Origin of the sequence: Streptomyces sp. 8N114 (genome assembly GCF_052245835.1) — a bacterium.
Taxonomy (GTDB): domain Bacteria; phylum Actinomycetota; class Actinomycetes; order Streptomycetales; family Streptomycetaceae; genus Streptomyces.
The window spans coordinates 90,856-115,918 of sequence record NZ_JBQQBT010000004.1 but is presented as its reverse complement, the minus strand read 5'-3'; the positions used below and the strand labels follow the sequence as shown (position 1 = coordinate 115,918).

The 25,063-nt window shown below is 71.8% G+C and carries 21 protein-coding genes; 6 read left to right on the top strand and 15 right to left on the bottom strand.

From position 1 onward, the window contains the following. Window positions 1–58: 58 nt before the first annotated feature. Complete coding sequence (locus ACTWQF_RS11320; protein WP_443279082.1) at window positions 59–2,119, bottom strand: phosphocholine-specific phospholipase C; 2,061 nt, start codon at window positions 2,117–2,119, stop codon at window positions 59–61. 325 nt (window positions 2,120–2,444) lie between these two features. On the opposite strand from ACTWQF_RS11320, the gene ACTWQF_RS11315 reads away from it, so the two are divergent. Beyond that, window positions 2,445–3,689, top strand: coding sequence for an FUSC family protein (locus ACTWQF_RS11315; RefSeq protein ID WP_443279080.1), 1,245 nt, complete (start codon window positions 2,445–2,447; stop codon window positions 3,687–3,689). A 372-nt stretch (window positions 3,690–4,061) separates the two neighbouring features. Here ACTWQF_RS11315 and ACTWQF_RS11310 read toward each other — a convergent pair whose 3' ends face one another. The 3 genes from ACTWQF_RS11310 to ACTWQF_RS11300 all read right to left on the bottom strand — a co-directional run bounded on the left by ACTWQF_RS11310 (window position 4,062) and on the right by ACTWQF_RS11300 (window position 6,155). After that, window positions 4,062–4,637: a hypothetical protein gene (locus ACTWQF_RS11310; protein WP_443279079.1), complete on the bottom strand. Its 576-nt coding sequence runs from the start codon at window positions 4,635–4,637 to the stop codon at window positions 4,062–4,064. A gap of 244 nt (window positions 4,638–4,881) precedes the next feature. After that, the gene (locus tag ACTWQF_RS11305; RefSeq protein ID WP_443279077.1) at window positions 4,882–5,400 is read right to left on the bottom strand and encodes a phospholipase A2; all 519 of its coding nucleotides are present in this window, start codon (window positions 5,398–5,400) and stop codon (window positions 4,882–4,884) included. Window positions 5,401–5,636: 236 nt separating this feature from the next. Beyond that, window positions 5,637–6,155 (bottom strand): TetR/AcrR family transcriptional regulator, encoded by a 519-nt coding sequence (locus tag ACTWQF_RS11300; protein ID WP_443279470.1) that lies wholly within the window; start codon window positions 6,153–6,155, stop codon window positions 5,637–5,639. Window positions 6,156–6,341: 186 nt separating this feature from the next. On the opposite strand from ACTWQF_RS11300, the gene ACTWQF_RS11295 reads away from it, so the two are divergent. Then, window positions 6,342–7,502: an FAD-dependent monooxygenase gene (locus tag ACTWQF_RS11295; protein ID WP_443279075.1), complete on the top strand. Its 1,161-nt coding sequence runs from the start codon at window positions 6,342–6,344 to the stop codon at window positions 7,500–7,502. A 98-nt stretch (window positions 7,503–7,600) separates the two neighbouring features. Here ACTWQF_RS11295 and ACTWQF_RS11290 read toward each other — a convergent pair whose 3' ends face one another. The 3 genes from ACTWQF_RS11290 to ACTWQF_RS11280 form a co-directional block, all read right to left on the bottom strand. Next, a complete protein-coding gene (locus ACTWQF_RS11290; protein WP_443279074.1) occupies window positions 7,601–7,972 on the bottom strand; it encodes a hypothetical protein in 372 nt (123 codons plus the stop codon). A 116-nt stretch (window positions 7,973–8,088) separates the two neighbouring features. Further along, window positions 8,089–9,366, bottom strand: a complete 1,278-nt coding sequence (locus ACTWQF_RS11285) for an APC family permease (RefSeq protein WP_443279073.1) — start codon at window positions 9,364–9,366, stop codon at window positions 8,089–8,091. Between the two features lie 191 nt (window positions 9,367–9,557). After that, a complete protein-coding gene (locus tag ACTWQF_RS11280; RefSeq protein WP_443279071.1) occupies window positions 9,558–10,559 on the bottom strand; it encodes an ATP-dependent DNA ligase in 1,002 nt (333 codons plus the stop codon). Between the two features lie 294 nt (window positions 10,560–10,853). Between ACTWQF_RS11280 and tdh the strand changes: the two genes are divergently transcribed. From tdh to ACTWQF_RS11265, 3 genes are read left to right on the top strand one after another with little or no spacing between them, the layout of a single operon-like run. Then, entirely contained in the window at window positions 10,854–11,882 is a 1,029-nt protein-coding gene (gene tdh, locus ACTWQF_RS11275) for an L-threonine 3-dehydrogenase (RefSeq protein WP_443279069.1), read from the top strand. Window positions 11,883–11,918: 36 nt separating this feature from the next. Further along, window positions 11,919–13,136: a glycine C-acetyltransferase gene (locus ACTWQF_RS11270; protein ID WP_443279067.1), complete on the top strand. Its 1,218-nt coding sequence runs from the start codon at window positions 11,919–11,921 to the stop codon at window positions 13,134–13,136. Further along, window positions 13,133–14,032, top strand: coding sequence for a LysR family transcriptional regulator (locus tag ACTWQF_RS11265; protein ID WP_443279065.1), 900 nt, complete (start codon window positions 13,133–13,135; stop codon window positions 14,030–14,032). The genes ACTWQF_RS11270 and ACTWQF_RS11265 overlap by 4 nt, the downstream gene beginning before the upstream one ends. 7 nt (window positions 14,033–14,039) lie before the next feature. Here the strand turns inward: ACTWQF_RS11265 and ACTWQF_RS11260 are convergent, their stop codons facing one another. The 8 genes from ACTWQF_RS11260 to ACTWQF_RS11225 form a co-directional block, all read right to left on the bottom strand. After that, window positions 14,040–14,783 carry a uracil-DNA glycosylase gene (locus tag ACTWQF_RS11260; protein WP_443279063.1) on the bottom strand — a complete coding sequence of 248 codons (744 nt, stop codon included), beginning with the start codon at window positions 14,781–14,783 and terminating at the stop codon, window positions 14,040–14,042. A gap of 341 nt (window positions 14,784–15,124) precedes the next feature. Further along, on the bottom strand, window positions 15,125–16,717 hold the full coding sequence (locus ACTWQF_RS11255) for a serine/threonine-protein kinase (RefSeq protein WP_443279062.1): 1,593 nt from the start codon (window positions 16,715–16,717) through the stop codon (window positions 15,125–15,127). Further along, the gene (locus ACTWQF_RS11250) at window positions 16,710–17,504 is read right to left on the bottom strand and encodes a serine/threonine protein kinase (protein WP_443279060.1); all 795 of its coding nucleotides are present in this window, start codon (window positions 17,502–17,504) and stop codon (window positions 16,710–16,712) included. Before ACTWQF_RS11250 ends, ACTWQF_RS11255 begins: the two co-directional genes overlap by 8 nt. Window positions 17,505–17,639: 135 nt before the next feature. Beyond that, complete coding sequence (gene dgoD / locus ACTWQF_RS11245; RefSeq protein ID WP_443279059.1) at window positions 17,640–18,788, bottom strand: galactonate dehydratase; 1,149 nt, start codon at window positions 18,786–18,788, stop codon at window positions 17,640–17,642. 3 nt (window positions 18,789–18,791) lie between these two features. Next, window positions 18,792–19,634, bottom strand: a complete 843-nt coding sequence (locus tag ACTWQF_RS11240; RefSeq protein ID WP_443247394.1) for a carbohydrate ABC transporter permease — start codon at window positions 19,632–19,634, stop codon at window positions 18,792–18,794. Then, entirely contained in the window at window positions 19,631–20,566 is a 936-nt protein-coding gene (locus ACTWQF_RS11235) for a carbohydrate ABC transporter permease (RefSeq protein ID WP_443279057.1), read from the bottom strand. The genes ACTWQF_RS11240 and ACTWQF_RS11235 overlap by 4 nt, the downstream gene beginning before the upstream one ends. Beyond that, entirely contained in the window at window positions 20,563–21,891 is a 1,329-nt protein-coding gene (locus ACTWQF_RS11230; protein ID WP_443279055.1) for an ABC transporter substrate-binding protein, read from the bottom strand. Before ACTWQF_RS11230 ends, ACTWQF_RS11235 begins: the two co-directional genes overlap by 4 nt. Window positions 21,892–22,046: 155 nt before the next feature. Beyond that, window positions 22,047–24,086 (bottom strand): beta-galactosidase, encoded by a 2,040-nt coding sequence (locus tag ACTWQF_RS11225; protein WP_443279053.1) that lies wholly within the window; start codon window positions 24,084–24,086, stop codon window positions 22,047–22,049. Between the two features lie 219 nt (window positions 24,087–24,305). Here ACTWQF_RS11225 and ACTWQF_RS11220 point away from each other — a divergent pair, with 219 nt between their 5' ends. After that, complete coding sequence (locus ACTWQF_RS11220) at window positions 24,306–25,037, top strand: FadR/GntR family transcriptional regulator (protein ID WP_443279051.1); 732 nt, start codon at window positions 24,306–24,308, stop codon at window positions 25,035–25,037. The last annotated feature ends 26 nt before the right edge of the window (window positions 25,038–25,063 follow it).

Here is a 25,063-nt window from a genome sequence, read left to right as displayed (position 1 = left end):
GCAGGAATACCGGGTGCGGCAGGGGGCGACTCCGGGTGGGGCGAGGCGGCGAGAGGTGTCAGTCCGTCAGCGTGGCCGGGTCGCTGACGCCAACCTCACCGGTCTCGACGTGGCCGGCGAGGCGGCGCTGCCAGTCCGCGTCGGTGTCGGAGGTGACGGTCAGGTCGTACCAGCGCTTGCTGTCCCGCAGGCTCACGGTGCGCACGACCGTGGCCCCCGCGCGCACCTTGTGGGTCTCCTTGGCGCCGCCGTAGGCGTTGGCCACCGTGAGACCGCAGTCGGTGTCGCCCGCGTTGGTGAGGGTCAGCTCGATGTCGCCGCTCTTCGCGAGGTGCCGCGCCGTCACCTCCGGGCCGGGCTGCTTGCCCGGGCCCTTGAATGTGCGCAGGAAGCCGTTCGGGCCGTGGGCCGTGAGATCGTAGCTACCACCGGAATGGGCGGTGTTCCAGGTGTCGGACAGCTGCTTGCCCGCCTCGGTGCTGTAGGTCCAGGGGCCGTCGGTGCGGTTGGCGGAGGTGACGAGGAAGAAGGCGCCCGCTGACTTGCCGCCGCCGAAGGTGAGGGTGAACTTCCCCTCCGCCGGCTTGGCCGCGCCGTCCACCAGGGGGGCGTACGGCAGCGGACGGGTGGGCCGGGAGCCCGCCTCCTGCTTGGGCAGCACCGGCTTGGCCGGCGGCTTGGGCACATAGTCCTCGTGCCGCTCCTTGTCCGGCGGCTCGTAGGCGTCGGTGTCCGGCAGTTCGGCCGGTTCGGTGTCCTGGAGGGTGAAGTCGAACGCCGAGGTCAGATCGCCGCACAGGGCCCGCCGCCAGGGAGAGATGTGGGGCTCGTGCACTCCGAAGCGGCGCTCCATGAAGCGGATGATGGAGGTGTGGTCGAACAGTTCGGAGCACACATAGCCGCCGGTGCTCCAGGGCGAGACGACCAGCATCGGCACGCGCTGGCCGAAGCCGTAGGGACCGGGCGCGTAGCCGGAGACGCCGCCCTGGTAGTAGTCGGGCGCGGTGTCCACGGTGGAACGGCCCTGGGAGGCGGAGGCCGGCGGGTAGGGCGGGACGACGTGGTCGAAGTATCCGTCGTTCTCGTCGTAGGTGATGAACAGCGCCGTCTTCGCCCACACCTCGGGGTTGGCGGTGAGCGCGTCCAGTACCTGGGAGATGTACCAGGCGCCGTAGTTGGCGGGGAAGTTGGGGTGCTCGGTGAAAGCCTCTGGCGCTGCGATCCAGGAGATCTGCGGCAGCTTGCCGGCCTTGACGTCGGCCTTGAGGATGTCGAAGAAGCCGTCGCCCTTCTTGGCGTCGGTGCCGGTGCGGGCCTTGTCGTAGAGCGGGTCGCCGGGCTCGGCGTTCCGGTACTTGTTGAAGTACAGCAGTGAGTTGTCGCCGTAGTTGCCCCGGTAGGCGTCCTCGATCCAGCCCCATTTTCCTTCCGCGTCCAGGCCGTCGCCGATGTCCTGGTAGATCTTCCAGGAGATACCGGCCTGCTCCAGCCGCTCCGGATACGTCGTCCAGCCGTACCCGGCCTCCTCGTTGCCGAGGACGGGGCCGCCGCCCTCGCCGTCGTTTCCGGAGTAGCCGCTCCACATGTAGTAGCGGTTGGGGTCGGTGGCGCCGATCATCGAGCAGTGGTAGGCGTCGCAGATGGTGAAGGCGTCTGCGAGGGCGAAGTGGAAGGGGATGTCCTTCCGGGTCAGATACGCCATGGTGCCGGTGCCCTTGGCCGGCATCCACTGGTCGTACTTGCCCTCGTGCCATGCCTGGTGGCCGCCGGCCCAGTCGTGGTTGAGGCCCGCGATGAACTGCATGCCCAGGTTCTCGGCGTCCGGGTGGTAGGGCAGCACGTCCTTGTTGCCGTCGGACTGCTGCCAGACCGTCCGCTTCCCGGTCGGTGCGGCCGGGCGCGGGTCGCCGAAGCCGCGGACACCCTTCAGGGTGCCGAAGTAGTGGTCGAAGGACCGGTTCTCCTGCATCAGCACGACGATGTGCTCGACGTCGTCGATCGTGCCGGAACGGCGGGCCGCGGGGATGGCGGCGGCCCGCTCGATGCTGCCGGAGAGGGCCGAGAAGCCCGCGGTCGCGCCGGCTATCTGGAGGAACCGGCGCCGGTTGAGTTCTGGCATGTCTCTGCTGACCTCGCAGGGCGTGTTCGGAATCGTCGGACGCGGCAGAGTCTTTCAAGAACACCAACAACCAGGGAAGCCACCTGTATGAACAAGTTGGCAAACATCTGGCGACGTGAAGAGGTTCGCCCCCCATACCACCAGCCAAGATGCGCCGGGAGAGCGGACCGGCCGCCGTCGCGCTGTGTTCCGTAACCCGCGGAAACCAGCACAGTGACCGCCGCCACACACGGTGGGAAGGAAATAACGGGCACTCCGCCACCTGCCGGGCAGACCCGCCGGGAGAGCGCAGGGGACGACGATGACGCGATGAGGAGAGCCACCGATGACCGAGGAGACGAAGGTGTCCCACGACGACGGCCACGCGGCATCGCAGCACAGCAGGTGGACACGGGCCAGGCAATGGCTGAGCCGCGCGAAGTCGTCGGCGGGACACGAGCGGCACACCCTGGAGCTCATCGGCAAGAGCACCCTGGCGGCCGGCGCGTCCTGGTTCGTGGCCCACGATCTGATGGCCGCGCAGACGCCGGCCTTCGCGCCGTTCTCCGCCGTACTGATCATGCAGGTGACCATCTATCAGTCGCTGCTCCAGGCGCTGCGCTATCTGGCCGCCGTCTGCGCGGGGGTGTGCGTGCAGGGGGTGCTGGGTTTGCTGGCCGGGCCCGATCTGCTGACCTTCGTGGTGGTCGCGCTGATCGCGATGACCATCGGCCGCTGGCAGCGGCTCGGCTCCCAGGGCACCCAGGTGGCGACCGCCGCGTTCTTCGCCTTCTCCACCTTCGTCACCGCCACCGACAACCCGCAGCGGGTCGAACAGCTCGGCCAGATCCTCGAACTCGTCGGCATCGGCTGCGGGATCGGCGTACTGATCAACGTCACGGTGCTGCCGCCGATGCGCTACCGCGGCGCCGAGGAAGGCATTCGCGCCCTGGCCCACTCGATGTGCGATCTGATCAGTGACATCGCCCCCGCACTGCGCGAGGGCGCCCTCGACGAGGAGACCACCTGGCACTGGCGACAGCGCGCCACCACGCTGGGACCGCTGGTCGGCCAGGCCCGCTCGGCGCTGCACATGGCGGTGGAGAGCAGGTACTACAACCCGCGGCTGCTGTTTCCCGGCCGCTCCGGGCACGAGGACTTCTCCGGCTACCAGGAACTGGTCGACGCGCTGGAACGCGTCACCTACCAGCTCACGTCGATGGCGCGGACGCTGCACCACTGGCCGCAGGACGAGAGCGGCGAGGAGTGCCGCGGCTTCCTGCGGGACTACGCCGCGCTCCTGGAGGCCGTCGCCCGAGTGGTCCGGCACTTCTGCGACATCGATGCCCGGCGGCTCACCAGCCAGGTGTACGAGCTGCGGCGGGCGACGGAGGCGGCGCAGGAGAAGCACGGTGAACTGGTCGAGTGCCCCAGGCAGATCCCGCTCGGCGACCCCTCCCGCCCGTACGGCATCCTCCTGGCGGAGGCCACCCGGCTGATGGACGAGGCCCAGCACTCCTGCGACATCCTCCGGCACACCGTCCAGGAGGCCACGGAGTCCGGCGAACTCCAGGAGGAGGCCGCCCGCTGAGGGAGCAGCCGCCCGCTGAGGGAGCGCGGACACCGCCGGGCCGTCCGGCGGAGCCGAGTCGGCCTACCCCGCCCGGCACCGGCTCGACGCGGTGGATGTCGGCGCGGCGGACCACCTCGCGGCCCACCTCGGCGGCGCGGCGGATGCCGGCTGCTTCGGCCCCCTTGGCCGGCGCCGCCACATCGACGGGGGTGTGCGGCGGTGAGCCGGGCGGCGCCGCCGATCTCGCGGAAGACGCCCTCCGGACGAGCACCGCGTGGTCCTTCACCACGCCCTTGGGGAGCAGCACCCGGTCGGGTACGAGCACCAGTGTGTCCCCGTCGAACGCCTCGCCCTTGCCACCGCCACTCCGCAGCCCGTCACACCTGCTCCTCAGCGCCGCAGGCTGTAGCGGACGATCCGGGACCTGGCCTCCCGTGCGCTCAGGCCCAACGCCTCCCCCGCCGCGTGCCACGGGATCTGGTCGGCGTGGATGTTCTGGGCCGCCAGATGACCGACATCCACGGTGAGGCGCTCCAGTTCGCCGACGGCACGGACCGCGGCCAGCGGCGCCTGGTCGGCCAGCGCCAACAACTCGTCGCCCAGTTGCTCCAGCCTCTCCGCCAGTCCCACCGGCAGTGGCACGGAGCGCAGCTCCACCTCACGGATGTGCCGGCTCCACTCCTGCCGCGCTCCGGAGTCGTCGAAGTCGCCCCGGCCGCCCAACTGGTCCGGCTCGACGGGGAACCGGCGCTCGCCCCGCCAGCCGCACGCGCACGCCGCCCGCGCCCAGGCGGCCCGCGGCCGGGAGCTCAGCCTGCCGTCGTAGGCCCACCACTCGGTGGTCTCCGCCATCCGGGGGCCGCTGCCCACATCCAGATACGCCGGTCCGGGCTCACTGCCGTCGGCCAGCAGCGCTCCCGCCCACCCCTCGTGCGACGCCCCGAACTTCTCGCTCCGCCATCCCATGAACGCCCCCTCCGTGCCGCCGGCCCGCTGCCCGGCTCCCCCGCCGAGCATGCCCCAGCCGCCCCCCCGCGACCCGGCGAACACCCCAGCTCCCGCTTCCCGGAAGGACTTTGCGCCCGGCCGACCGTTTCGCGGGCGAGGGCGCGTCCCCCCGTGCTGCGAAGCTTGGGCAGTCCGCCCCAGGGGCGCAGGGTGGGCAAGCGCAGCCCACCACGCCGGGTACGCAACATCCGCCGGGCAAGCCCTAGAAGAACGCTCCGTCGCCGCCGATCTGCACCCCGAGGTAGTACGTCTCGGCCGCGCTGCGGCAGTTGTGGCGGCGCCGCTGCTCCGGGTACCTGTCGGCGCAGATCCGCCGCATCTCGGTGCGGAAGCGGCCGTCGATCCAGTTCTTCGTCTTCCGGGTGGGGTCCAGCTTCAGCTCGTGGTCGCGGCCGTAGTTGCGGTATCCGAAGTCGTGCTGGACGCAGGCCGGACGGAAGACCTCGCGGTAGGGGGCGAGGCCGATCGGTACGGAGCAACCGTCGGTGGTCCAGTTGAACGGTGCGACGTGGCGGGCCTTCGCGAACTCCTGGTAGCTGAGCTCCATCAGGCGGTCGGCCTCGGCCCGCACGGCGGAGTCGGCCGGAGCGGAGGCAGGAACAAGGGCCGGGGCGGAGACCGGGGCGGGGGCCGCGACGGCGGTACCCGGGACGGCGGCGCCCAGCATCGTGGAGGCGGTGAGCACTCCGGCGGCCAGCATGGTTGAGAACTTCGCGCGCATCGTGACTCCCAGGTCTCGGCTCGGAGCGCTGCCGACCTGGGAACGAGCGTCACCTGCAGCCTGGTGCGCCGCTTCCCTCCTCCGGGGGACACGGCGGGCCCCGGCATGCGACAGGCTCCCCGCCCCGCCCGCCGGCCGGGTCGCCGTCCATGCCAGTACGAGGCACGCCAGGGCGGCGCACACCGCGCGGCCCGGGAGACGGAAGCCGTACCCGATCTCGTGACAGACGCGCCGGGTTACCGCAGTGCGGTCGTGACCAGCCCGCGCAGCTCTTCCTCCGCGACGTCTCCGCCGTTCACCAGGCGGTCGAAGACCAGCCCGTCCACGCAGGCCAGCAGGGTGAGGGTGCGCGTCTCCGGATCCGTGACCCCGTGCGCTGCCAGAAAGGCGCGTACCGCGTCCCGTGCGGCGTTCTCGCGGGGCAGCAGGATTTCGCGCAGCTCGGGGTGGTGCACGCTCTCGACCGTGCAGGCGTACCGGGCGAGCGTCCGGCGGCGGCCCTCCCCCGTCAGCCGTCGTCGGACGAACCCGGCCAGCGCCCCGGCGAGTTCGTCCGCGTCGCGCAGGACGGGGAGCCGGCGCCCGCCCTCTTCGAGCTCCGCCTGGTCACGTGCCACCAGGCGGGCGACCAGCGCGGTCAGCAGGGCTTGGCGGGTGCGGCAGTACGCGGAGGTGGTGCCGGGCGGCAGTCCGGCGGCCCGGTCCACGGCACGGTGGGTCAGGCCCCGCATCCCGCTCTCGGCCAGTACCTCGATGGCCGCGTCGGCGAGAACGGTACGGCGGTCCCGGCGGTCGGTACTGCTGTCTCGGGCGGGGCTGTCTCGGCTGCGGCTGACTTCGGTACGGCTGTCTTCGGCTCGGCTGTCGTTGGACACCCCCTCTTTCTACACCTGTAGAAGCGCCGATGTAGCCTCCTTCTACAGATGTAGAAGGAGGCTTCTATGGGACACCGCGCGGTCGTGGTCGGCGGCGGCATCGGGGGACTGGCTGCCGCGATCGGTCTGCGGCGTATCGGCTGGGAGGTGACGGTCGTCGAGCGCGCCCCGGTGCTCGCCGACGCCGGCGCCGGCATCTCCCTGCACGCCAACGGCATGCGCGCCCTGGACGCGCTGGGAGTCGGCGCCCCGGTGCGGGAGGCGGCCCGGCCCCAGTACAGGGGCGGCACCCGTACCCCGGCCGGCCGGCTGCTGGCCCGCATGGACGGGGCGGCGCTGGAGCGCAAGCTGGGCACGCCGATCATGGGCATACCCCGCACCGCACTCCACCTGGCGCTGCGCGAGGCGCTGCCGTCCACGGTGCTGGTGACCGGCGAGGAGGTGCGGTCCGTCGAGGACGATCCGGACCACGACCGGGTACGGCTGCCGCTCGGGGACACCGTCCTGCAAGCGGACCTCGTGGTGGCCGCCGACGGGGTCAACAGCCGGCTGCGCAGTTCTCTCTTCCCGCACCATCCGGGCCCGGTGCACAGCGGCTCGACGGTCGTACGCGCCATCAGCGACGGCCCGGTGGACACGGGGACCGACTTCGAGCTGACGTGGGGCGACGGAGCGGAGTTCGGCCATATCGCGTTCACCGACGGCCGGGCCGAATGGCATGCGGTCCTCACCGCACGGCCCGGAGTCCGCCACCAGGACACGCTCGCCGCGATGCGCCGTCGGTTCGGAGGCTGGCACGACCCGATCCCCCAACTTCTGGCCACCACCCGCCCCGAGGCCGTGCTGCACCACGACATCAGCGAACTGGTCACGCCCCTGCCGCGGTTCGCCGCGGGCCGCGTCGCCCTGCTCGGCGACGCGGCTCACGCGATGACGCCCAACCTCGGGCAGGGTGCCTGTCAGGCGCTGGAGGACGCCGTCGTGCTGGCCGCCGCGCTGGCCGCAGCACCGGAGGTGGCAGCGGCACTGGCCCGTTACGACGCCGAGCGGCGCCCCCGCAGCCAGGCCGTCGCCCGCGCCGCCCGGCAGGCGGGTCGACTGGGACAGCAGCTGTCCCATCCGGTGGCCGTGGCGCTGCGCAACACGGCGATGCGGCTCGCGCCTTCGGGTACCACGCTCCGGGCCGTGCTGCGGCACGCCGACTGGCAACCGCCGGCCGTCGGCTGACGGGAGAACGAGACCGCAGACCGGCCTCGGGCACGCCGAACCGCTCGCTGCACAGCGGCAGTCGAGCGGTTCGGCGCGGGGTGGGGCCGGGACCGGTGTCAGAGGAGGCCGAGGAAGCCGAGCCCGAGGAGGCCGTCACGGCTGCCGATCTTCAGCGGCCGGGAGCCGCCCTCGGAGTGGGCGCCGGGCTGGGAGTGGGCGCCGGGCTGGGAGTGGGCGCCGGGCTGGGAGTGGGCGCCTCCCTCAGAGTGGGAGCCGGGCTCGGAATGGGCACCGGGCTGGGAGTGGGAGCCACCCTCGGAGTGGGAGCCGGGCTGGGAATCGGCGCCCGGTGCCGGGGTGGACGCGGTCGTCCCCGGCGCATGGTCGGCGGGGGCGGCCTGGGCGACTCCGCAGAGGGGGACCAGGGCTGTGACGGTGAGCGCGGCGATGGTGGTCGCGGTGCGTGACGGGAGGGGGAAGCGACGCATGGGAACTCCTTCGGTTCGATTGCTGCTGACGCTGCTTCCACGCTGCACCGAGTGCCCGGACCGTGCGCGCGGTGCTGCTCCGGACAGGTCAATCGCGGCGTACGAACGGATCCTCGTCAGCGCCCCGTACGGGCGCCGAGGAGACGGCGCAGCCCGAAGACGCCCGCGCCGAGGACGAGGACGGCGGCACCCGAGACGACCGACGGCAGCGGCAGCGCGCAGGCCAGCACCAGACAGCCCGCCAGCCCGACGGCGGGCACGATCCTGGGCGGACGGCCCTCGGCGGAAGTGAGGGTCCACGCCGAGGCGTTGGCGACGGCGTAGTAGAGGAGCACGCCGAAGGAGGAGAACCCGATGGCGCCCCGTACGTCGGCCGTCGCCGCGACCACGGCCACCACGGCGCCGACCGCGAGTTCGGCGCGGTGCGGGACCCCGAAGCGCGGGTGGACCGCGGAGAGCACGGGCGGCAGATGGCGGTCGCGGGCCATGGCGAGCGTGGTGCGGGAGACGCCGAGGACGAGGGCGAGCAGCGAACCGAGCGCGGCGACCGCGGCCCCCGCCCGCACCACCGGCGCCAGCCAGTCGGCACCCGCGGCCCGCGCGGCGTCCGCGAGCGGCGCGGTGGCGTCGGCCAGCCGCTCGGGGCCCAGCACCGCCAGCGCAGCAGCCGCGACGGCCGCGTAGACGACCAGGGTGAGGAAGAGGGCCAGCGGGACGGCGAGGGGGATGGTGCGCCGCGGATCGCGCACCTCCTCCCCCAGCGTGGCGATCCGGGCGTACCCGGCGAAGGCGAAGAACAGCAGTCCCGCCGCCTGGAGGACACCGCCGGCCGAGACGTCGCCGCCGGGCGCCAGCCGGTCGGCCGCCGCACCCTGCGCGGTGAGCGCGGCCACCACGACGGCGGCGAGGACGGCCAGGACCACGGCCACGATCGCCCGCGTCAGCCAGGCCGTCTTCTGCACCCCGGCATAGTTGACGGCGGTCAGCGCCACCACGGCGGCCACCGCGACGGCGTGCGACTGCGCGGGCCATACGTACGAGCCGACCGTCAGCGCCATCGCCGCGCACGAGGCGGTCTTGCCGACGACGAACGCCCACCCCGCCAGATATCCCCAGAACTCGCCCAGCCGCTCACGGCCGTACACATACGTGCCGCCGGAGGTCGGGTAGCGGGCCGCCAGCCGTGCGGAGGACGTCGCGTTGCAGTACGCGACGACGGCCGCCACCGCGAGACCGAGCAGCAGCCCCGACCCGGCGGCGCGGGCGGCGGGCGCCAGCGCCGCGAAGACCCCGGCGCCGATCATGGCGCCGAGGCCGATGATCACGGCGTCCGGTACCCCGAGCCGCCGCCGCAACTCGTCCGGGGCCTCCGCCCCGTCCGACGACCTTGGCATCGTGGCTGCCCTCCCTGTGTGACGGTGCGTCGGGCCGCCCGGCCCTCACGGGACCCTAGCCGAGCAAGGTTACGGCGCTCTTCCCCCCGGTGGGCGCAAGTGCATCGTTACAGCTGGGTTCGGCACCGCCGGTCACGTAGCTCGTGGCTGAGCACCGCTGCGGCGGGAAGAAGAGTGAGGCCGCAGTCGCGTCAGTCCACCGACCCCGCAGGGAAGCGGGGGACATCGTCCGGGGCCAACTCAGCGCGAACGCGGCGGGCTTGGACGGGGTGGCGCCAGCGGCCCGCGTCGAAGGCGACGTCGGCCTCGAACTCGACGACCAGTTCGGGGACGACGCAGCGGTGGGCGAGGATGTCGCGGGTGCCCCAGCCGGAGCGGAAGCGGACGTGGGTCCAGGGGTGGTCGGGCCCTGCGGGGGTGAGCAGGGGGCCGAGTTGGCGGCGGAGGACGTTGGTGACGGGCGCGCTCTGGGCCACCATGCGGAGTTCGCCCTCGGCGTCGTAACGTCCCAGGAGCAGGGCATCGGGCGAGGTCAGCGGGCCGGTTACCGCGCCGACCAGCGCGTCGGCGGTAGCGCGGGCGCGCAGCTTGCGCCAGCCGCGTTCGCCGGGCCGGTAGGGCTGGCCCAGTCCCTTGACGACCATGCCCTCGACGCCGACCGCGCCCCAGGCCGGGTCGAGCCATTCGCTCGCCCGGTCCGGGTCGGTCGTCATCGGGCACAGGGCCCAGGGCGGCTGGAGGTCACGGCGGGTGAAGATCTCCTCCAGCAGGGCCCGGCGCTCACGGTAGGGGCGGGCCATGGTGGGCTCGTCGCCGAGCTGCAGCAGGTCGAAGGCGATGAAGTGGGCCGGGTGCGCGGCGGCCGCGGACTCGGCGCGGCGCCCGGTGCGCTGGGCCCGCGACTGGAGCGCGGCGAAGTTGACGGCTCCCTCCTCGATCACCACCAGCTCCCCGTCGAAGACGGCCTCCTCGCCCAGTTCCGCTGCGGCCCGCAGGATGTCGGGGAAGCCGGGGCCGAGGTCGTTCCCGCGCCGCGACTGGAGGTGGGGCGCGTCGGGGCGGGCGAAGAGCAGTACGCGGTAGCCGTCCCACTTGGCCTCGTACGCGAGGCCGGGCGCGCGGGGCGGCACATCGACCGTGCGGGCCGTCATCGGGGAGATGGGCGGTACGAGCCGCCTGCCGTTCTCGCCCATACGTCACATATAACGCGAAACTCCGCAGCTCGCGACCGCGCCCGCACGACCGCGTGCGGGGCCGGAACCGGACCCCGTGCAGGCCGGAACCGGGACCTGCGCGGGGCCGGGACAGCGGCGTGTGAAGGGAAGCTGCGGGCGCGGTTAAGAAATCCTCGATGGACCCTGGAGCCCCCGTACGGCACGTTTGTCCCGGCGGTGCGCGCGGAAAGCGCCGCCCCACCCCGTCCCAGGGCACAGGGCCTACCGGCCCTGCTTCGCCCTGCCGTGGCGCGAGACGACAGGAGCCGTGGCGTGAAGGCACTGGTCAAGGAGAAGGCCGAACCGGGGCTGTGGCTGGCCGATGTGCCGGAGCCCGCCACCGGCCCCGGCGAGGTGTTGATCAAGGTGGAGCGGACCGGTATCTGCGGCACCGATCTGCACATCCGCGCCTGGGACGGCTGGGCCCAGCAGGCGGTGACCGCGCCGCTGGTGGTGGGGCACGAGTTCACCGGCGAGGTCGTGGAGACCGGCCGGGATGTGACCGACATCGAGCCCGGCGACCGGGTGAGCGGCGAGGGCCATCTGGTCTGCGGCAAGTGCCGCAACTGTCTGGCCGGGCGCCGGCACCTGTGCCGCGCCACGGTCGGACTCGGCGTCGGCCGGGACGGCGCCTTCGCCGAGTACGTGGCACTGCCCGCGGAGAACGTGTGGGTGCACCGCAGCCCGGTGGACCCGGATATCGCGGCGATCTTCGACCCGTTCGGCAACGCCGTGCACACCGCGCTCTCCTTCCCGCTCGTCGGCGAGGACGTACTGATCACCGGCGCGGGCCCGATCGGGCTGATGGCGGTGGCGGTCGCCAAGCACGCCGGGGCGCGGAACGTCGTGGTCACCGACGTCAGCGAGGAGCGCCTGGAGCTGGCCCGCAAGGTCGGCGCCTCACTCGCCCTGAACGTCGCCGGCGCGAGCATCGCCGACGGCCAGCGCACCCTGGGACTGCGCGAGGGCTTCGACGTGGGCCTGGAGATGTCCGGCAACCCGGTGGCCCTGCGCGACATGCTCGCCAACATGACCCACGGCGGGAAGATCGCGATGCTCGGGCTCCCCGCCGAGGAGTTCGCCGTGGACTGGGCCCGGATCGTCACCTCGATGATCACCATCAAGGGCATCTACGGCCGGGAGATGTTCGAGACCTGGTACGCGATGTCGGTGCTGCTGGAGGGCGGCCTCGACCTCGGCCCCGTGATCACCGGCCGGTACGACTACCGCGACTTCGACGCGGCCTTCGACGACGCGGCCGGCGGGCGCGGCGGCAAGGTCGTCCTCGACTGGACCAGCTGAGCCCCCTCTCGTTCTATCCCCTGGAGACCTGACAGCATGTTCGACTCCGTACGCGACGAGCTGCGCGCCGCCCTCGACGAGATCACCGCGGCCGGGCTGCACAAGCCGGAACGGGTGATCGGCACCCCGCAGTCCGCAACCGTCGAGGTCACCGCGGGCGGGCGGCCCGGTGAGGTGCTCAACTTCTGTGCCAACAACTACCTGGGCCTGGCCGACCACCCCGAGGTGCTCGCCGCGGCGCACGCGGCGCTGGACCGCTGGGGCTACGGGATGGCCTCGGTCCGCTTCATCTGCGGCACCCAGGAGGTGCACAAGGAGCTGGAGGCGCGGCTCTCGGCGTTCCTCGGCCAGGAGGACGCCGTCCTCTACTCGTCCTGCTTCGACGCGAACGGCGGCGTGTTCGAAACGCTGCTCGACGCCGAGGACGCGGTCATATCCGACGCCCTCAACCACGCCTCGATCATCGACGGCATCCGGCTGTCCAAGGCCCGCCGCCTCCGCTACGCCAACCGCGACATGGCCGACCTGGAGCAGCAGCTCAAGCAGGCGCAGGACGCCCGGCGCCGGCTGATCGTCACCGACGGCGTCTTCTCGATGGACGGCTACCTCGCACCGCTGCCCGAGATCTGCGACCTGGCCGAGCGCTACGACGCGATGGTGATGGTGGACGACTCGCACGCGGTCGGCTTCGTCGGCGAGGGCGGGCGCGGAACGCCGGAGCTGCACGGCGTCATGGACCGGATCGACATCATCACCGGCACCCTCGGCAAGGCGCTGGGCGGCGCCTCGGGCGGCTATGTGGCGGCCCGCGCGGAGATCGTGGCGCTGCTGCGCCAGCGCTCGCGCCCGTATCTGTTCTCCAACAGCCTGGCCCCGGTGATCGCGGCGGCCTCGCTGAAGGTGCTCGACCTGCTGGAGTCGGCCGGTGACCTGCGGGAGAAGCTGAAGGCCAACACCGAGTTGTTTCGCCGCCGGATGACCGAGGAGGGCTTCACGATCCTCCCCGGCGAGCACGCCATCGCGCCCGTCATGATCGGTGACGCCGCCGAGGCGGCCCGGATGGCGGAGCTGCTGCTGGAGCGCGGGGTGTATGTGATCGGGTTCTCCTACCCGGTGGTGCCGAAGGGGCAGGCCAGGATCCGGGTGCAGCTGTCGGCGGCGCACTCCACGGAGGACGTCGACCGGGCGGTCGACGCGTTCGTCGCATCCCGGGCAGAGCTCGCGAAGACGACTGGGGGAGAATCGGTCGCGTGATCGAAGCGCGGCGGCTGCACATCCTCCGTGCGGTGGCCGACCATCGCACGGTGACCGCCGCTGCCGCCGCGCTCTATCTGACCCCCTCGGCCGTCTCCCAGCAGCTGACCGCGCTGGAGCAGGAGACCGGCCACCGGCTGGTCGAGCGCGGCACCAAGGGCGTACGGCTCACCCCGGCCGGGGAGATCCTGCTCTCGCACACCAATCTGGTCCTCGCCCAGCTGGAGCGGGCCGAGGCGGAGCTGGCAGCGTACGGCTCGGGCGCCGCGGGCCGGGTGGACCTGGCCTCCTTCGCCACCGGCATCGGCCTGGTGGTCGCCCCCGCCCTCGCCCGGCTGGCCCGTACGGCGCCGGGAATCCGGGTGCGGGTCCAGGACGCGGAGGGCGACGCGAGCCTGCCGATGGTGCTGGACCGCGAGACGGATGTGGCGGTGGCCGTCGAGTACCGGGGCGCACCCAGCCCGGACGACCCCCGGCTGACGCGGCTGCCGCTGTACGCGGAGCCGTTCGACGCCGTGGTGCCCGTGGGGCACCGGCTGGCCGACGCCGACCGGGTGCCGCTGGACGAGCTGGCCAAGGACACCTGGATCGGGCCCTTCCCCGGCAACCCCTGCCACGACGTGGTCGTGCTCGCCTGCGAACATGCGGGCTTCGAGCCCACCATGGAGCACTTCTCCGACGACTTCAGCGCCGTCGTCGCGCTCGCCTCCGCGGGGGTGGGCGTTGCCCTGGTGCCGCGGTCGGCGTTGCTCGGCACCGACCTGGCCGGGGTCGCCGTACAGCCCGTGGAGGGCAGCCCGCCCACGCGCCGGGTTTTCGCCGCCGTGCGCCGCGGGGCCGAGGAGCATCCGCTGATCAGCCCGGTGCTGGACGCGCTGCTTGAAGCCGCCGGCTGAGGCGTCCTCACCGGGTCGCCAGCCCCGCCTCACGGGCCGCCGTGCGCAGCACATCCCGCAGCATGGCGGGGGTCAGCCTGCCGGTGAAGGTGTTGCGCGGCGTGACGTGGTAGCAGCCGTACACGGCCAGCGGTGCCGTATCCGCCCGGAGGGGGCGAAGTTCGACCCGGACACCGTGTCCGAACACGGGGCGGGGACGGGGGACACGCCAGCCGCCGGCGGCCAACACCGGCAGCAGGGCCTGCCAGCCGAAGGCGCCGAGCGCGACGATGGTACGCACCGTGGGGTGCAGCAGCTCCAGCTCCCGTACCAGCCAGGGGCGGCAGGTGTCCCGCTCGGCCGGGGTGGGCTTGTGGGCGGGCGGCGCACAGTGCACCGGCGAGGTGAACCGCACCCCGTGCAGCCGCAGCCCGTCGCCGCGGTGGGTGGAGGCAGGCTGCGAGGCCAGGCCGAGGTCGTACAGCGCCGCGACGAGAGCGTCACCGGACCGGTCACCGGTGAACATCCGCCCGGTCCGATTGCCTCCGTGCGCGGCCGGAGCCAGGCCGACGAGCAGCATCCGCGCGTCCGGCGGGCCGAACCCGGGCACGGGCCGCGCCCAGTACTCCCAGTCCCGGAAGGCCGGACGTTTGACGCGTGCCGCCTCCTCCCGCCACTCCACCAGTCGCGGACAGGCCCGGCACTCGGTCAGCGCCGCGTCGAGCGTACGCAGATCGGGCGCCCGCGGCGCCTGCCGACCGGGATAACTCATCCGCTGGATCCTCCGGTTCCGTCCGGTCCCGTTGTCCTGACATACGTCAGGTACCCGCTGGACCTGCCTCTTCCTAGGGTGGAGCACAACGGGCCGGGCCGCTGACGAGCGGCCCGGCCCGGGACCCGTCGAGCAGAACCCGCCCGAACGCGGCGGCCGTGCTGGCCCACGGCCGACGTGCGGGAAGCTGACGGGTCGGCGTCCGGGGGGCATGGGGGCCGGGTAGCGCGGTGGAGCCTCGCGCGAGCCCGTCCCCCGTGAGCGGCCGCCGCCCTGAGCCGCTTGCGCCCCGTGGGCAGGCGGCTTCAGGGCTTCGGCCTCGGCTTCAGGGCTGCACGGCCTCAGCTGGAGTACTGCTTCAGATAGCGCTCGACGCGGTTGACATGCGGCCGCACCCGCTCTGGGACGCCGCCCGCCTCGATGACCGTACGGGAGCTGGTGCGGTAGCCGGCGGCCATCAGCGCGGGCAGGTCCTTGCGCATGCCCTTCTCCTTGTACTGCTGGTCGAGCCAGCACACGAAGCTGGACATCGCCGCGATGGCGTCCGGCGGCGACATATAGCTCTTGTCGCCGTCCTTGTCGCCGTCCTGGGCCCATCCCTTGAAGACGGACGGCGTCCACATGGCGATGCCGTACTCGTCGGTCCTGGGCCGTCTGGCGTTCGCGTCGAAGCCGCTCTCCGCCTTCAGCATGGCGGCGAGGAAGGCCGGCGTGACCTCGTCCTCGGCGCACTTGAGCGCCGCCTTGGTGATGACCGGGCGCAGCTTGCGGGGCACGTCGGAGTCGGCGGGGATGGCGCCGGGTACGGACGGCGAGGCGCTGGGCGCTTCGCCCCCGGAGGAGGAGGTCGGGTCGTCGTCGGCCCGCAGCAGGAAGACCGAGCCGGCGGCGACGAGCGGGACGGCGACGGCTGCCGCGATGATGGTGAGGCGGCGGCTCCTCCAGCCGCCCCGACGTCCCCCGCGGTCGGAGCGGAACGGGCTGCCGAAGCTGAACCGGCTGCCGAAACGGCCCCCTCCCGCCCGGCCGGTGCCTTCCAGTTCCCGTACCCGGGCCGCGAGTTGACCGGCGTCCAGCGCCGCGCGGGAGGTGTGGTCGGGCTTGAGGCAGTCGGCGATCAGTTCCCGCCAGCCCTGCGGGACGCTGTTGTCGAGACGCAGTTCGGCGTTACCGCGTGCGTATGCCTGGGCGCCCAGCGCGCGGGCGCGCGGGGTGCTGCCGGGAAAGGGGTGCAGTCCGCCGGTGAGTACCTGGTGGGCCAGCACTCCGAAGGCCCAGATGTCCGCGGTGGGGCGCACCACGCTGTGCCCGCCCTCGCGGTCGGACCACCACTCGGGCGGTACGTGGTCGAGGGAGCCCAGCGGCGGCACATAGGCGTGGGTGCCGTCCAGCTCGACGGTCAGCCCGAAGTCGCCCAGCCACACTTCGCCGCCGGGTGCCAGCAGTACGTTGCCGGGTTTGAGGTCGCCGTGCACCCAGCCGCGTTCGTGGATGTGGGCCAGCCCGGCGCCGACCCCGGCGAGGATGTGCGCCGCGTCCGGCAGCGGCGCGGGGCCCTCGCCGGTGCCGGGGGTCAGCAGCTCCTGGAGGCTGCGCTCGGCGCGGTCCATGACGAGCGCGGTCGCACCGTCCAGATCGGGCCGGTCAGCGTCGTGGACCGTGAGCGCTTCGTGGGTACGCACCACGTTCGGGTGGCGGGTCTCCAGGCTGAAGCGGACCTCGCGCCGCACCAGCTCCGCCATGGACTCGCGCTGCCCGGGGGGCAACAGCTGGGTCGGCAGGAACTTCACCGCCGCCTGCGTACCGTCCGTCGTCCCACGTGCCGCGTAGACGACGCCCCAACTGCCCGCGCCGATCGGGCCGGTCAGCTCCCAGTCCCCCACCCGGTAGCCGGCGGGCAGGTCGATCCGGCCGGTCGCGTCGCCGTCAGCCATGCGCTGCGTTCTCCTTGTGCCCCTTGCGTTCGCCCCGCGCGGGCCGCAGCAGCGCGAGATGTTCTTCGCGGACGAGGTCGAAGCGGAGGGCGAGGGCGACGAGTTCGGCGCGTTTGTGGTTGGTGCCGGTGGCGCGTTCGTCGTCGTTGCGCAGCCGCAGCTTGACCGTGGCCAGGTACTCGATGTGGTAGTTGACGGCCGAGCGCGTCAGGTCCTGGCAGCCCTCCACGGGGCGCAGCCGCTCAAGGACCTCGCTGACGCCGGGGATGGCCCCGCTGGAGGGGTCGCGCAGCCGGGGCTCGCACAGGGCGAGCAGCACCAGGAAGTACTTGGAGGTCTGGTCCAGCGCGAAGGGGCTCTGGGTGGGCTCCCCGGAGCGGACGCCGACGCCGGTGTCCAGATACATGTGCTCCGGTGCGAACACCTTGAAGTGCACCTCGCCGTCGCGGGAGGGCAGCACGACGCGGGAGAACTCGAACGGGACCGGCGCGCCCAGCCTGCCCGGCGCCACCTTGATGTGCTCCCCGGCGCCTTCCATGTTCTCCACCACATAGGTGACGTTGCCGCTGTAGTTGGAGAGCCGCCAGTAGTCCTCGGCGGCCGTGATCTGGCCCGCGTGCCGGGAGACGCCCGGATCGGACAGCGCGACCTCTACCGGGCTGTCAGCCCCGCCGCGGCCGAAGTCCGCCGTCTCCCCGGGCCCCAGGTGCAGCAGACGCGGCCGGTCGCCGAACTCGCCGGCGTCGCTTCCCGGCTGGTCCGGCAGTTGAACGATGACCGTGTCCATGATCAGCCTCCCCCTTCGGCCGCGGGCATCCTATATCGGCCCTGACATCTGTCAGGGCCCACGCTGGACGCCCGGCTGCCAGAGTGGAAGGTTTTCAGCCGCGGCCCGGAGGCAGCACCACCCCCCAGGGTGAGCTCACCATTCGGCGAACCCTCCGTCCGGGTGACGCCATATGGGGTTGTGCCAGCTCTCGGCCTTGCTGTCGGCCTCGCGCACGGCCCGCTCGTCGACGGTCACGCCCAGCCCGGGGCCTGTGGGGCGGAGCAGATGTCCGTCCTGGAAGCGGAAGACCTCGCGGTCCACCACATAGTCGAGCAGTTCGGCGCCGGTGTTGTAGTGGATGCCGATGGACTGTTCCTGGATCAGGAAGTTCGGGGTGCAGAAGGCCAGTTGGAGGCTGGCGGCCAGCGCCAGCGGTCCGAGCGGGCAGTGCGGGGCGACCGCGACGTCCCAGGTCTCGGCGAGCGAGGCGATGCGCCGTACCTCGGAGAGGCCGCCCGCGTGCGAGAGGTCCGGCTGGATCACGGCGATGCCGGCCTGCAGCGCGGGCAGCACGTCCGTACGGGAGAAGAGTCGCTCCCCGGTGGCGATCGGGACGGTGGTCCCCTCGGTCACCCGGCCGAGCAGATGGGTGTACTCGGGCAGTACGGGCTCCTCGGCGAACATCGGCCCGTACGGCTCCAGTACGGACAGCGCCCGGACGGCGCCCGCGACGGAGAACCGGCCGTGGAAGTCGACGGCGAAGTCACCGTCGGGCCCGAGGGCTTCGCGGGCCGCCTCGGCGCGGGCCGCGACGGCGTCGAGCGCCGCGGTGGTGGGCAGCCGGTCGGTGCGCCCGGAGGCGTTCATCTTGACGGCGGTGAAACCGGCCGCCACCTGCGCCGCCACCTGCTCGCGCACATCGGCCGGTTCGTCGCCGCCCACCCAGCAGTAGGCGCGGGCCCGCTCGCGCACCGGCCCGCCGAGGAGCTGGTGCACGGGTGCGCCGTACGCCTTGCCCGCGATGTCCCACAGGGCCTGGTCGAGGCCGGCTACGGCGGAGGAGAGGACGGGCCCGCCGCGGTAGAAGGAGCCCTTGGTCATCAGCTGCCAGTGGTCCTCGATCCGCAGCGGGTCGGCGCCGAGCAGGAACTGCTCGGCGAGTTCGGCCACGGCGGTGCGTACGGTCTCCGCGCGGCCCTCCACCACCGGTTCGCCCCAGCCGACGAGTCCGCTGTCGGTCTCGATGCGACAGAACAGCCAGCGCGGCGGCACAGCGAAGGTCTCGACCCTGGCGATCCGCAATTGCTACTCCTTCACGCTTCCCTCGGTCAGTCCCGTCCGCCAGTACCGCTGGAGGACGAGCATGGCAACGGCGAGCGGGATGACGGAGACGAACGCGCCCCCGACGGTGTACTGGGTGAGTTCGGGAACCCGGTCCGCGGCCTCCTTCCACGCGACCAGGCCCAGGGTGATCGGGTACTTGCGCTCGTCGGAGAGCATCACCAGGGGCAGGAAATAGTTGTTCCAGATGTGGACGAACTGGAAGAGGAAGACCGTCACCAGCGCCGGGGTCATCAGCCGCAGCACCACGGTGAAGAAGATGCGCTCCTCCCCCGCACCGTCCACCCGCGCGGCCTCCAGCAGGTTGTCGGACACGGCGGACTCGGCGTAGATGCGGCACAGATAGACGCCGAAGGGGCTGACGATGCTGGGGATGAGCACACCCCAGTAAGTGTTGGTCAGCCCGATCTTGTTGAACATCAGATAGAGCGGCAGCGCCAGCGCCGTGGACGGCAGCAGCACACCGGCGAGCACACACTTGAAGACGGCCTCGCGGCCCCGGAAGCGGTACTTGGCCAGGGCGAAGCCCGCGGCGGCCGACAGCAGTGTGGCGAGGAGGGCGCCGACGCCCGCGTAGAAGAGGGAGTTGAGTGCCCAGCGGGGGTATATGTGGCCGTTGTAGGTGAAGATCTGCGACAGGTTGTGCCACAGCCTCGGGTTGTCGAACCACAGCCCGAAGCTGCCGTAGAGGCTCTCGTTCGACTTGGTGGCCGCGATGACAAGCCAGTAGACGGGCAGCAGGAAGTAGCCGGCGGCCAGCGCGAGGAAGGCGACGAGCAGGATCCGTCCGGGACGCAGCGTTCTCATCGGTCATCCTTCCGCTTGCGGCTGACCAGGCTGAGGAAGGAGAAGGAGAGCACCATCGCGACGACGGCGAGGAGCACCGACTTGGCGGCTGCCAGATAGACGTTGGCGTTGGCGAAGGCGTCGAAGTAGGCGCTGAGGTTCGGCGTGAAGTCGTTGGTCACGACAGGTGCGAGTTTCTTGAGGACCAGCGGCTCCGCGAACAGCTGCATGGTGCCGATGATGGAGAAGACGCAGGTGAGGATGAGGGCAGGGCGCACCAGCGGGAGCTTGATGCGCAGCGCGACCTGCCACGGCCCCGCACCGTCGATCCTGGCCGCCTCGTACAGCTCCTGGGGGATCGACTTGAGCTGGGCGACGATGATCAGCATGTTGTAGCCCGCGAACTCCCAGACGACGATGTTCGCGATGGACCACAGGATGCTGTCGTAGCCGAGGAAGTCCGGCTGGAAGCCGAGTTCCCCGAGCAGGTCGTTGATCGGGCTGATCCCCGGTACGTACAGAAAGCCCCACAGCAGGGTGGCGATGACGCCGGGAATGCCGTACGGCAGGAAATAGGTGGCCCGCAGCAGCCCGGCCCAGCGGTCCTTCACCTGGTCGAGCAGCAGCGCCAGGACGAGGGCCAGCACCAGCATCACCGGCACCTGCACGACGCCGAACAGCAGCACGCGGCCGAAGCCTTCCAGGAACGCGGTCTGCTCGAGGGCGAGCGCGTAGTTGTCCAGCCCGGCGAACTCGACGGACGGCTCACCAAGACCCAGCGGGCCCGAGCGTTCGACTGTCAGCAGGCTCTGGTAGATCGCGTAGCAGATCGGCAGGATCATCGCGAAGACGTAGACGGCGAGGAACGGGCCGAGGAACGTCCACGCCTTGCGGTCGGGCCGCGCGCTGCGCCGGCGACGCTCGGGCTTTCTCCCTGTGCTGGACGTCGTCATCGGGCGCTCCTCGCGTCCAGGCCCTTGGCCTTGAGATCGTCGACGAACTTGGTCTCGGCGTCCGCGAGCGCTTCACCAATGGTGCCGTGGCCCGCGACGACCCGGCCGATGTTGTCCTGGATGTGTGCGTAGGACTGGGTGGTGGTGGGCGAGAAGCGCCAGCTGGTGTCCACGTTGCGGTCCGAGACCTGGAAGACCTCGTTGTAGACCTGGCCGTCGAAGAACGGGTCCGGCTTGCCCAACGGGGACTCTTTCAGGTCCAGTTTGGCGGAGGGCCAGCCGTATCCGGCCTCCACCAGCAGCTTGATGCTGGCGGGATCGGTGTTGAGCCAGTGGGCGAACTTCAGCGCTTCCTCGGGGTGCCGGGTGCCTTGCAGGATCGCGGTGGAGGAGCCGCCCCAGTTCGCCGAGGCGTGCTCACCCCGCTCCCACTGGGGCAGCTCCGCCACCCGCCACTTGCCCTTGGTGCCGGGCGCGTTGCCGCGGATGAGGGCGTCCTGCCACTGGGCGCCGAGCCAGCTCGCGAGCTGCCCGGTCTGCAGGCCCTTGAAGAAGGAGCCCTGCGAGTCCTGGATCGTCGCTACGAGCTTGTCCCGGATCAGCCCGTCCCAGAAGTCGGCCACCTGCAGCGACTCCTCGCTGGTCAGATCCACGATCCAGGTATCACCCTCGGTACGCACCCAGTGGGCGCCGCGCTGCCAGGGGAAGGAGGCGAACCACTGCGCGTTGACGGGCGGAAACGCGGTGATGTAGGAGCCGCCGGAACGCTTCTTGATCTTCAGTGCCGTCTGCCGGAACTCGTCCCAGGTGCGGGGAACCTCCAGGTCCCACTTGTCGTACAGGTCGGCGCGGTAGAAGAAGCCCATCGGCCCGGAGCCCTGCGGCATGGCATAGGTCCGGCCCGCGAACACCCCCTGCTGCCACTGCCAGTCGACGTAACTGTCCTTGAGCCGGTCGGCACCGTACTTGCTGAGGTCCGTCAAGCCGCGGACCAGCATGAACTCCGGCAGTGCGTAGTACTCGATCTGGGCCAGATCGGGCGGGTCACCGGCCTTGAGAGCGGCGTGCATCTTCTGGTAGCCGCCGGAGGTGTTGGCGGGCACCGTCTGCACGGTGACGTGGATGTCGGGGTTCTGCTTGTTCCACAGCGCTGCGGCCTTCTGCAGTGGGACCCAGGTCCAGAAGACGAGGTTCACCCGCCGTCCGGGAGTGCGACGGGTCTGCTTCGTCATCCGGGCCGCGCCCGCCTGCTCACCGCAGGCCGCTATCGCGGGGATGGCCGCCGCGGCAGCGGTTGCCGCCAGCAGCTTTCTTCGGGTGGGCATCCGACCTCCTTGTCAGAGCACTTCCGAGAGAGGGGCTGACCCGCTGGCGGCTGCCCGCCGTTGCATGACGGGTAGTTGTCCGGCTGCGGGCGCTCCCCCAAGCTCTTCGAGCAGGGAGGTACCCCCATGATTGATCGCGCAGTTCCCCGCGCCCCTTACGGGGCGCTCAGCACCGCGACGCCGCGGCCAGGAAGGGTGACGGCTGCGGCGGGCTCGGCCCCGGGGTCGAGCAGGTTCCGCGCGAGGTGCGGGAGCGTCACCGTTGCCGCCGTCTCACCGTGGTTGAGCAGGAACAGGTACCGTCCGTCCCCGCCCTCGCGGGCGGTGGCCTGGACCCCGGGCGGCAGGTCGGCGAGCAGGGGCGCGGCACAGGCCTCCTCCCGTACCCGGTCCATCAAGGTCCGCATCACCCCGGGCTCCGGGCGCGTGCCCGCGTACCAGGCCATGCCGTCCCCGAAAGCGTGCCGGGTCAGTGCGGGCCGCCCGGTCAACTCGCCGTCCCCGAACGTGGCCACGGCACGGGCCCCCTCGAGATCGATGGCCTCCGACCACAGATCGGCCTGGCCGCTCAGCTCACCGCGCAGCAGCACGCGGGCGCCCTCGTCCAGCGGCCAGAACTCCTCGACCCGCAGCCCCAGCACCTCGCGCAGCGGCGCGGGATAGCCGCCCAGGTGGACGCGGTCGCACTCGTCGGCGATGCCGGTGAAGTACGACACGAACAGGTGACCGCCGTCGCGTACGTATGCGGTCAGCCGCTCCGCGGTCTCCTCGCTCATCAGATACAGATTGGGGACGACCACCAGCCGGTAGCCGCTGAGCGCGCGGTCGGGCGGGACGATGTCGCAGGGCACCCCGGCGTCGAAGAACGGCCTGTAGTGGCGCAGCAGCGTCTCGCGGTGGCTGAGGGCCGAGGAGGGGTGCGAGCCCTGCTCCAGCGCCCACCAGCTGTTCCAGTCGGCCAGCAGCGCCACCTCGGAACTGCAGCGGGTGCCCGCGAGCTGCGGCACCGTGGCCAGTTCCTGGCCCAGCGCGCTGACCTCGCGGAAGATCCGGGTGTCGGTCCCGGCGTGCGGCACCATCGCGGAGTGGAACTTCTCGGCGCCGCCCTGGGACTGGCGCCACTGGAAGTAGAGCACCGCATCGGCGCCCTGTGCGACGGCCTGCCAGCTCCACAGCCGCATCGCACCGGGCGGCTTGGGGCTGTTGCGGGCCCGCCAGTTGACGGCGCCGGGTGCCTGCTCCATCAGCAGCCACGGCCGTCCGCCCCCGGCACAGCGCGTCACATCGAACGCGGCTGCCGCGTCGATGTGCGTCTCGCTGTCGTACGGCTCCTGGTAGTAGTCCAGCGCGGTGACGTCCTCGTACGCGGCCCAGCGGAACGGGTCCACCGGCTTGTGGTGCGGCATGTGGTTGGTGGTCACCGGGACGTCGGGGGTGATACGGCGCAGCACTTCGCGCTCGGCCAGATAGCACTGCAGCAGCGCGTCGTCGCTGAAGCGGGCGTAGTCCAGCTGCTGGGTGGGGTTGGCGTGGGTCGGCGCCGTACGCGGCGGCAGCACCTCCTCGAAGTCGCCGTAGCGCTGCGACCAGAAAGTGGTGGACCACGCCGCGTTGAGGGCTTCGACGGTGCCGTAGCGCTCGCGCAGCCAGCGGCGGAAGTCGGCGGCCGACACCTCGCAGTAGCAGACCGGGTTGCTGCACCCGTACTCGTTGCCGATGTGCCACAGGGCCAGCGCCGGGTGCTCGGCGTAGCGGGTGGCGAGCTGTTCCACGAGGCGGACGGCGCGGGTGCGGTAGACCGGGCTGGAGGGGCAGTAGTGCTGCCGGGAGCCGGGCCACTTGCGGACGCCGTCGGCGGTCTCGGGCAGGATCTCCGGGTGCTGCCGGCTCAGCCAGGGCGGCGGAGAGGCGGTCATGGTGGCCAGACAGACCTGGATGCCTGCGTCGCCGAGATGGCCCATGACGCGGTCGAACCAGCCGAAGTCATAGCTGCCGGGCCGCGGTTCGACCAGCCCCCAGGAGAAGATCCCGGCCGTGACCATGGTGACCCCGGCCTCCTTCATCAGCCGGATGTCCTCGGCCCACACCTCCTCCGGCCAGTGCTCGGGGTTGTAGTCGCCGCCGAAGTGCAGACGGGCGGGCTCGAAGGTGCGGATGCCGGAGCTGCTTCCGGAACGGTGGTCGGCTGCCGTCATGAATGCTGCGCCCCCTGCGACGAGTTGGATGCCGGGCAGAGCGGAGACCGTGATGACGCCGCACCGTACAAGAACTCGTTATTTATGAATAGTTCCTTGACGGCAATCCGCCCGAGATCGTGGACTGTCGGGGGGCGTCGTAAAGTCGTCGCCGGGATGAGATCGGCCCGAACGCCGGAGGAACAGCAGGCGTACCGGGGGAAACAACAGGAGGTCCCGATGGCGGGCTACGCGCCGCGGGGCGTACACGGACAGACCGTGGAAGCCCTCGCCCACCGGGTGCTCAGCGGCGCCCTCCGCGAGGGCGCCACCCTCGATCTCGGGGCGCTCCAGGCCGAGTTGGGCGTCAGCCTCACCGCGCTGCGCGAGTCGCTGAAGGTGCTGGCGGCCAAGGGCATGGTCGACGCCCGGCAGAAGCGGGGCACCTTCATACGCCCGCGCACCGACTGGAACCTGCTGGACGCGGACGTGCTGCGCTGGCAGTTCCAGTCCGCCACCGCCGCCGCCTCCGACGCGGGCCCGCCACTGCTACGCGATCTGGACGAGGTGCGCGGCATCGTGGAGCCCGCCGCGGTACGGCTGGCCGCCGAGCGCCGTACCGACGCCGACCTCGCCGCGCTGGAGCGGGCCCTGGAGGCCATGTGCGAGGCCACCGACGGCGCGTCCGAGGCCGTCGAGGCGGACCTCACCTTCCACCGGGCGCTGCTGGCCGCCTCGCACAACGAGCTGCTGGAGCGCATGGAGATGGTGATCTCCACCGTGCGGGCCGCCCGCGACAGCCTCGTACACGGGCCCGGCCACCACCCTCTCGACCCGGTGCCCAGCCACCGCGCGGTCCTGGACGCCATACGCGCCCGGGACGCCGACGCCGCGGAGGCGGCCATGCGCCGATTGCTGGCGCAGGCCGCGAAGGACGTGGCGCTGCTGCGGGAGCACGTCGAAGAGGGCTAGCCCTCGGCTCTTGCGTACAGCGCAGG

Excerpts from the sequence above, each read along its gene's own strand:
- ACTWQF_RS11320 (WP_443279082.1), bottom strand. The coding sequence starts at position 2,119 with ATGCCAGAACTCAACCGGCGCCGGTTCCTCCAGATAGCCGGCGCGACC.
- ACTWQF_RS11315 (WP_443279080.1), top strand. The coding sequence starts at position 2,445 with ATGACCGAGGAGACGAAGGTGTCCCACGACGACGGCCACGCGGCATCG.
- ACTWQF_RS11310 (WP_443279079.1), bottom strand. The coding sequence starts at position 4,637 with ATGGGATGGCGGAGCGAGAAGTTCGGGGCGTCGCACGAGGGGTGGGCG.
- ACTWQF_RS11305 (WP_443279077.1), bottom strand. The coding sequence starts at position 5,400 with ATGCGCGCGAAGTTCTCAACCATGCTGGCCGCCGGAGTGCTCACCGCC.
- ACTWQF_RS11295 (WP_443279075.1), top strand. The coding sequence starts at position 6,342 with ATGGGACACCGCGCGGTCGTGGTCGGCGGCGGCATCGGGGGACTGGCT.
- ACTWQF_RS11290 (WP_443279074.1), bottom strand. The coding sequence starts at position 7,972 with ATGCGTCGCTTCCCCCTCCCGTCACGCACCGCGACCACCATCGCCGCG.
- ACTWQF_RS11285 (WP_443279073.1), bottom strand. The coding sequence starts at position 9,366 with ATGCCAAGGTCGTCGGACGGGGCGGAGGCCCCGGACGAGTTGCGGCGG.
- ACTWQF_RS11280 (WP_443279071.1), bottom strand. The coding sequence starts at position 10,559 with ATGGGCGAGAACGGCAGGCGGCTCGTACCGCCCATCTCCCCGATGACG.
- ACTWQF_RS11270 (WP_443279067.1), top strand. The coding sequence starts at position 11,919 with ATGTTCGACTCCGTACGCGACGAGCTGCGCGCCGCCCTCGACGAGATC.
- ACTWQF_RS11260 (WP_443279063.1), bottom strand. The coding sequence starts at position 14,783 with ATGAGTTATCCCGGTCGGCAGGCGCCGCGGGCGCCCGATCTGCGTACG.
- ACTWQF_RS11255 (WP_443279062.1), bottom strand. The coding sequence starts at position 16,717 with ATGGCTGACGGCGACGCGACCGGCCGGATCGACCTGCCCGCCGGCTAC.
- ACTWQF_RS11250 (WP_443279060.1), bottom strand. The coding sequence starts at position 17,504 with ATGGACACGGTCATCGTTCAACTGCCGGACCAGCCGGGAAGCGACGCC.
- ACTWQF_RS11240 (WP_443247394.1), bottom strand. The coding sequence starts at position 19,634 with ATGAGAACGCTGCGTCCCGGACGGATCCTGCTCGTCGCCTTCCTCGCG.
- ACTWQF_RS11235 (WP_443279057.1), bottom strand. The coding sequence starts at position 20,566 with ATGACGACGTCCAGCACAGGGAGAAAGCCCGAGCGTCGCCGGCGCAGC.
- ACTWQF_RS11230 (WP_443279055.1), bottom strand. The coding sequence starts at position 21,891 with ATGCCCACCCGAAGAAAGCTGCTGGCGGCAACCGCTGCCGCGGCGGCC.
- ACTWQF_RS11225 (WP_443279053.1), bottom strand. The coding sequence starts at position 24,086 with ATGACGGCAGCCGACCACCGTTCCGGAAGCAGCTCCGGCATCCGCACC.
- ACTWQF_RS11220 (WP_443279051.1), top strand. The coding sequence starts at position 24,306 with ATGGCGGGCTACGCGCCGCGGGGCGTACACGGACAGACCGTGGAAGCC.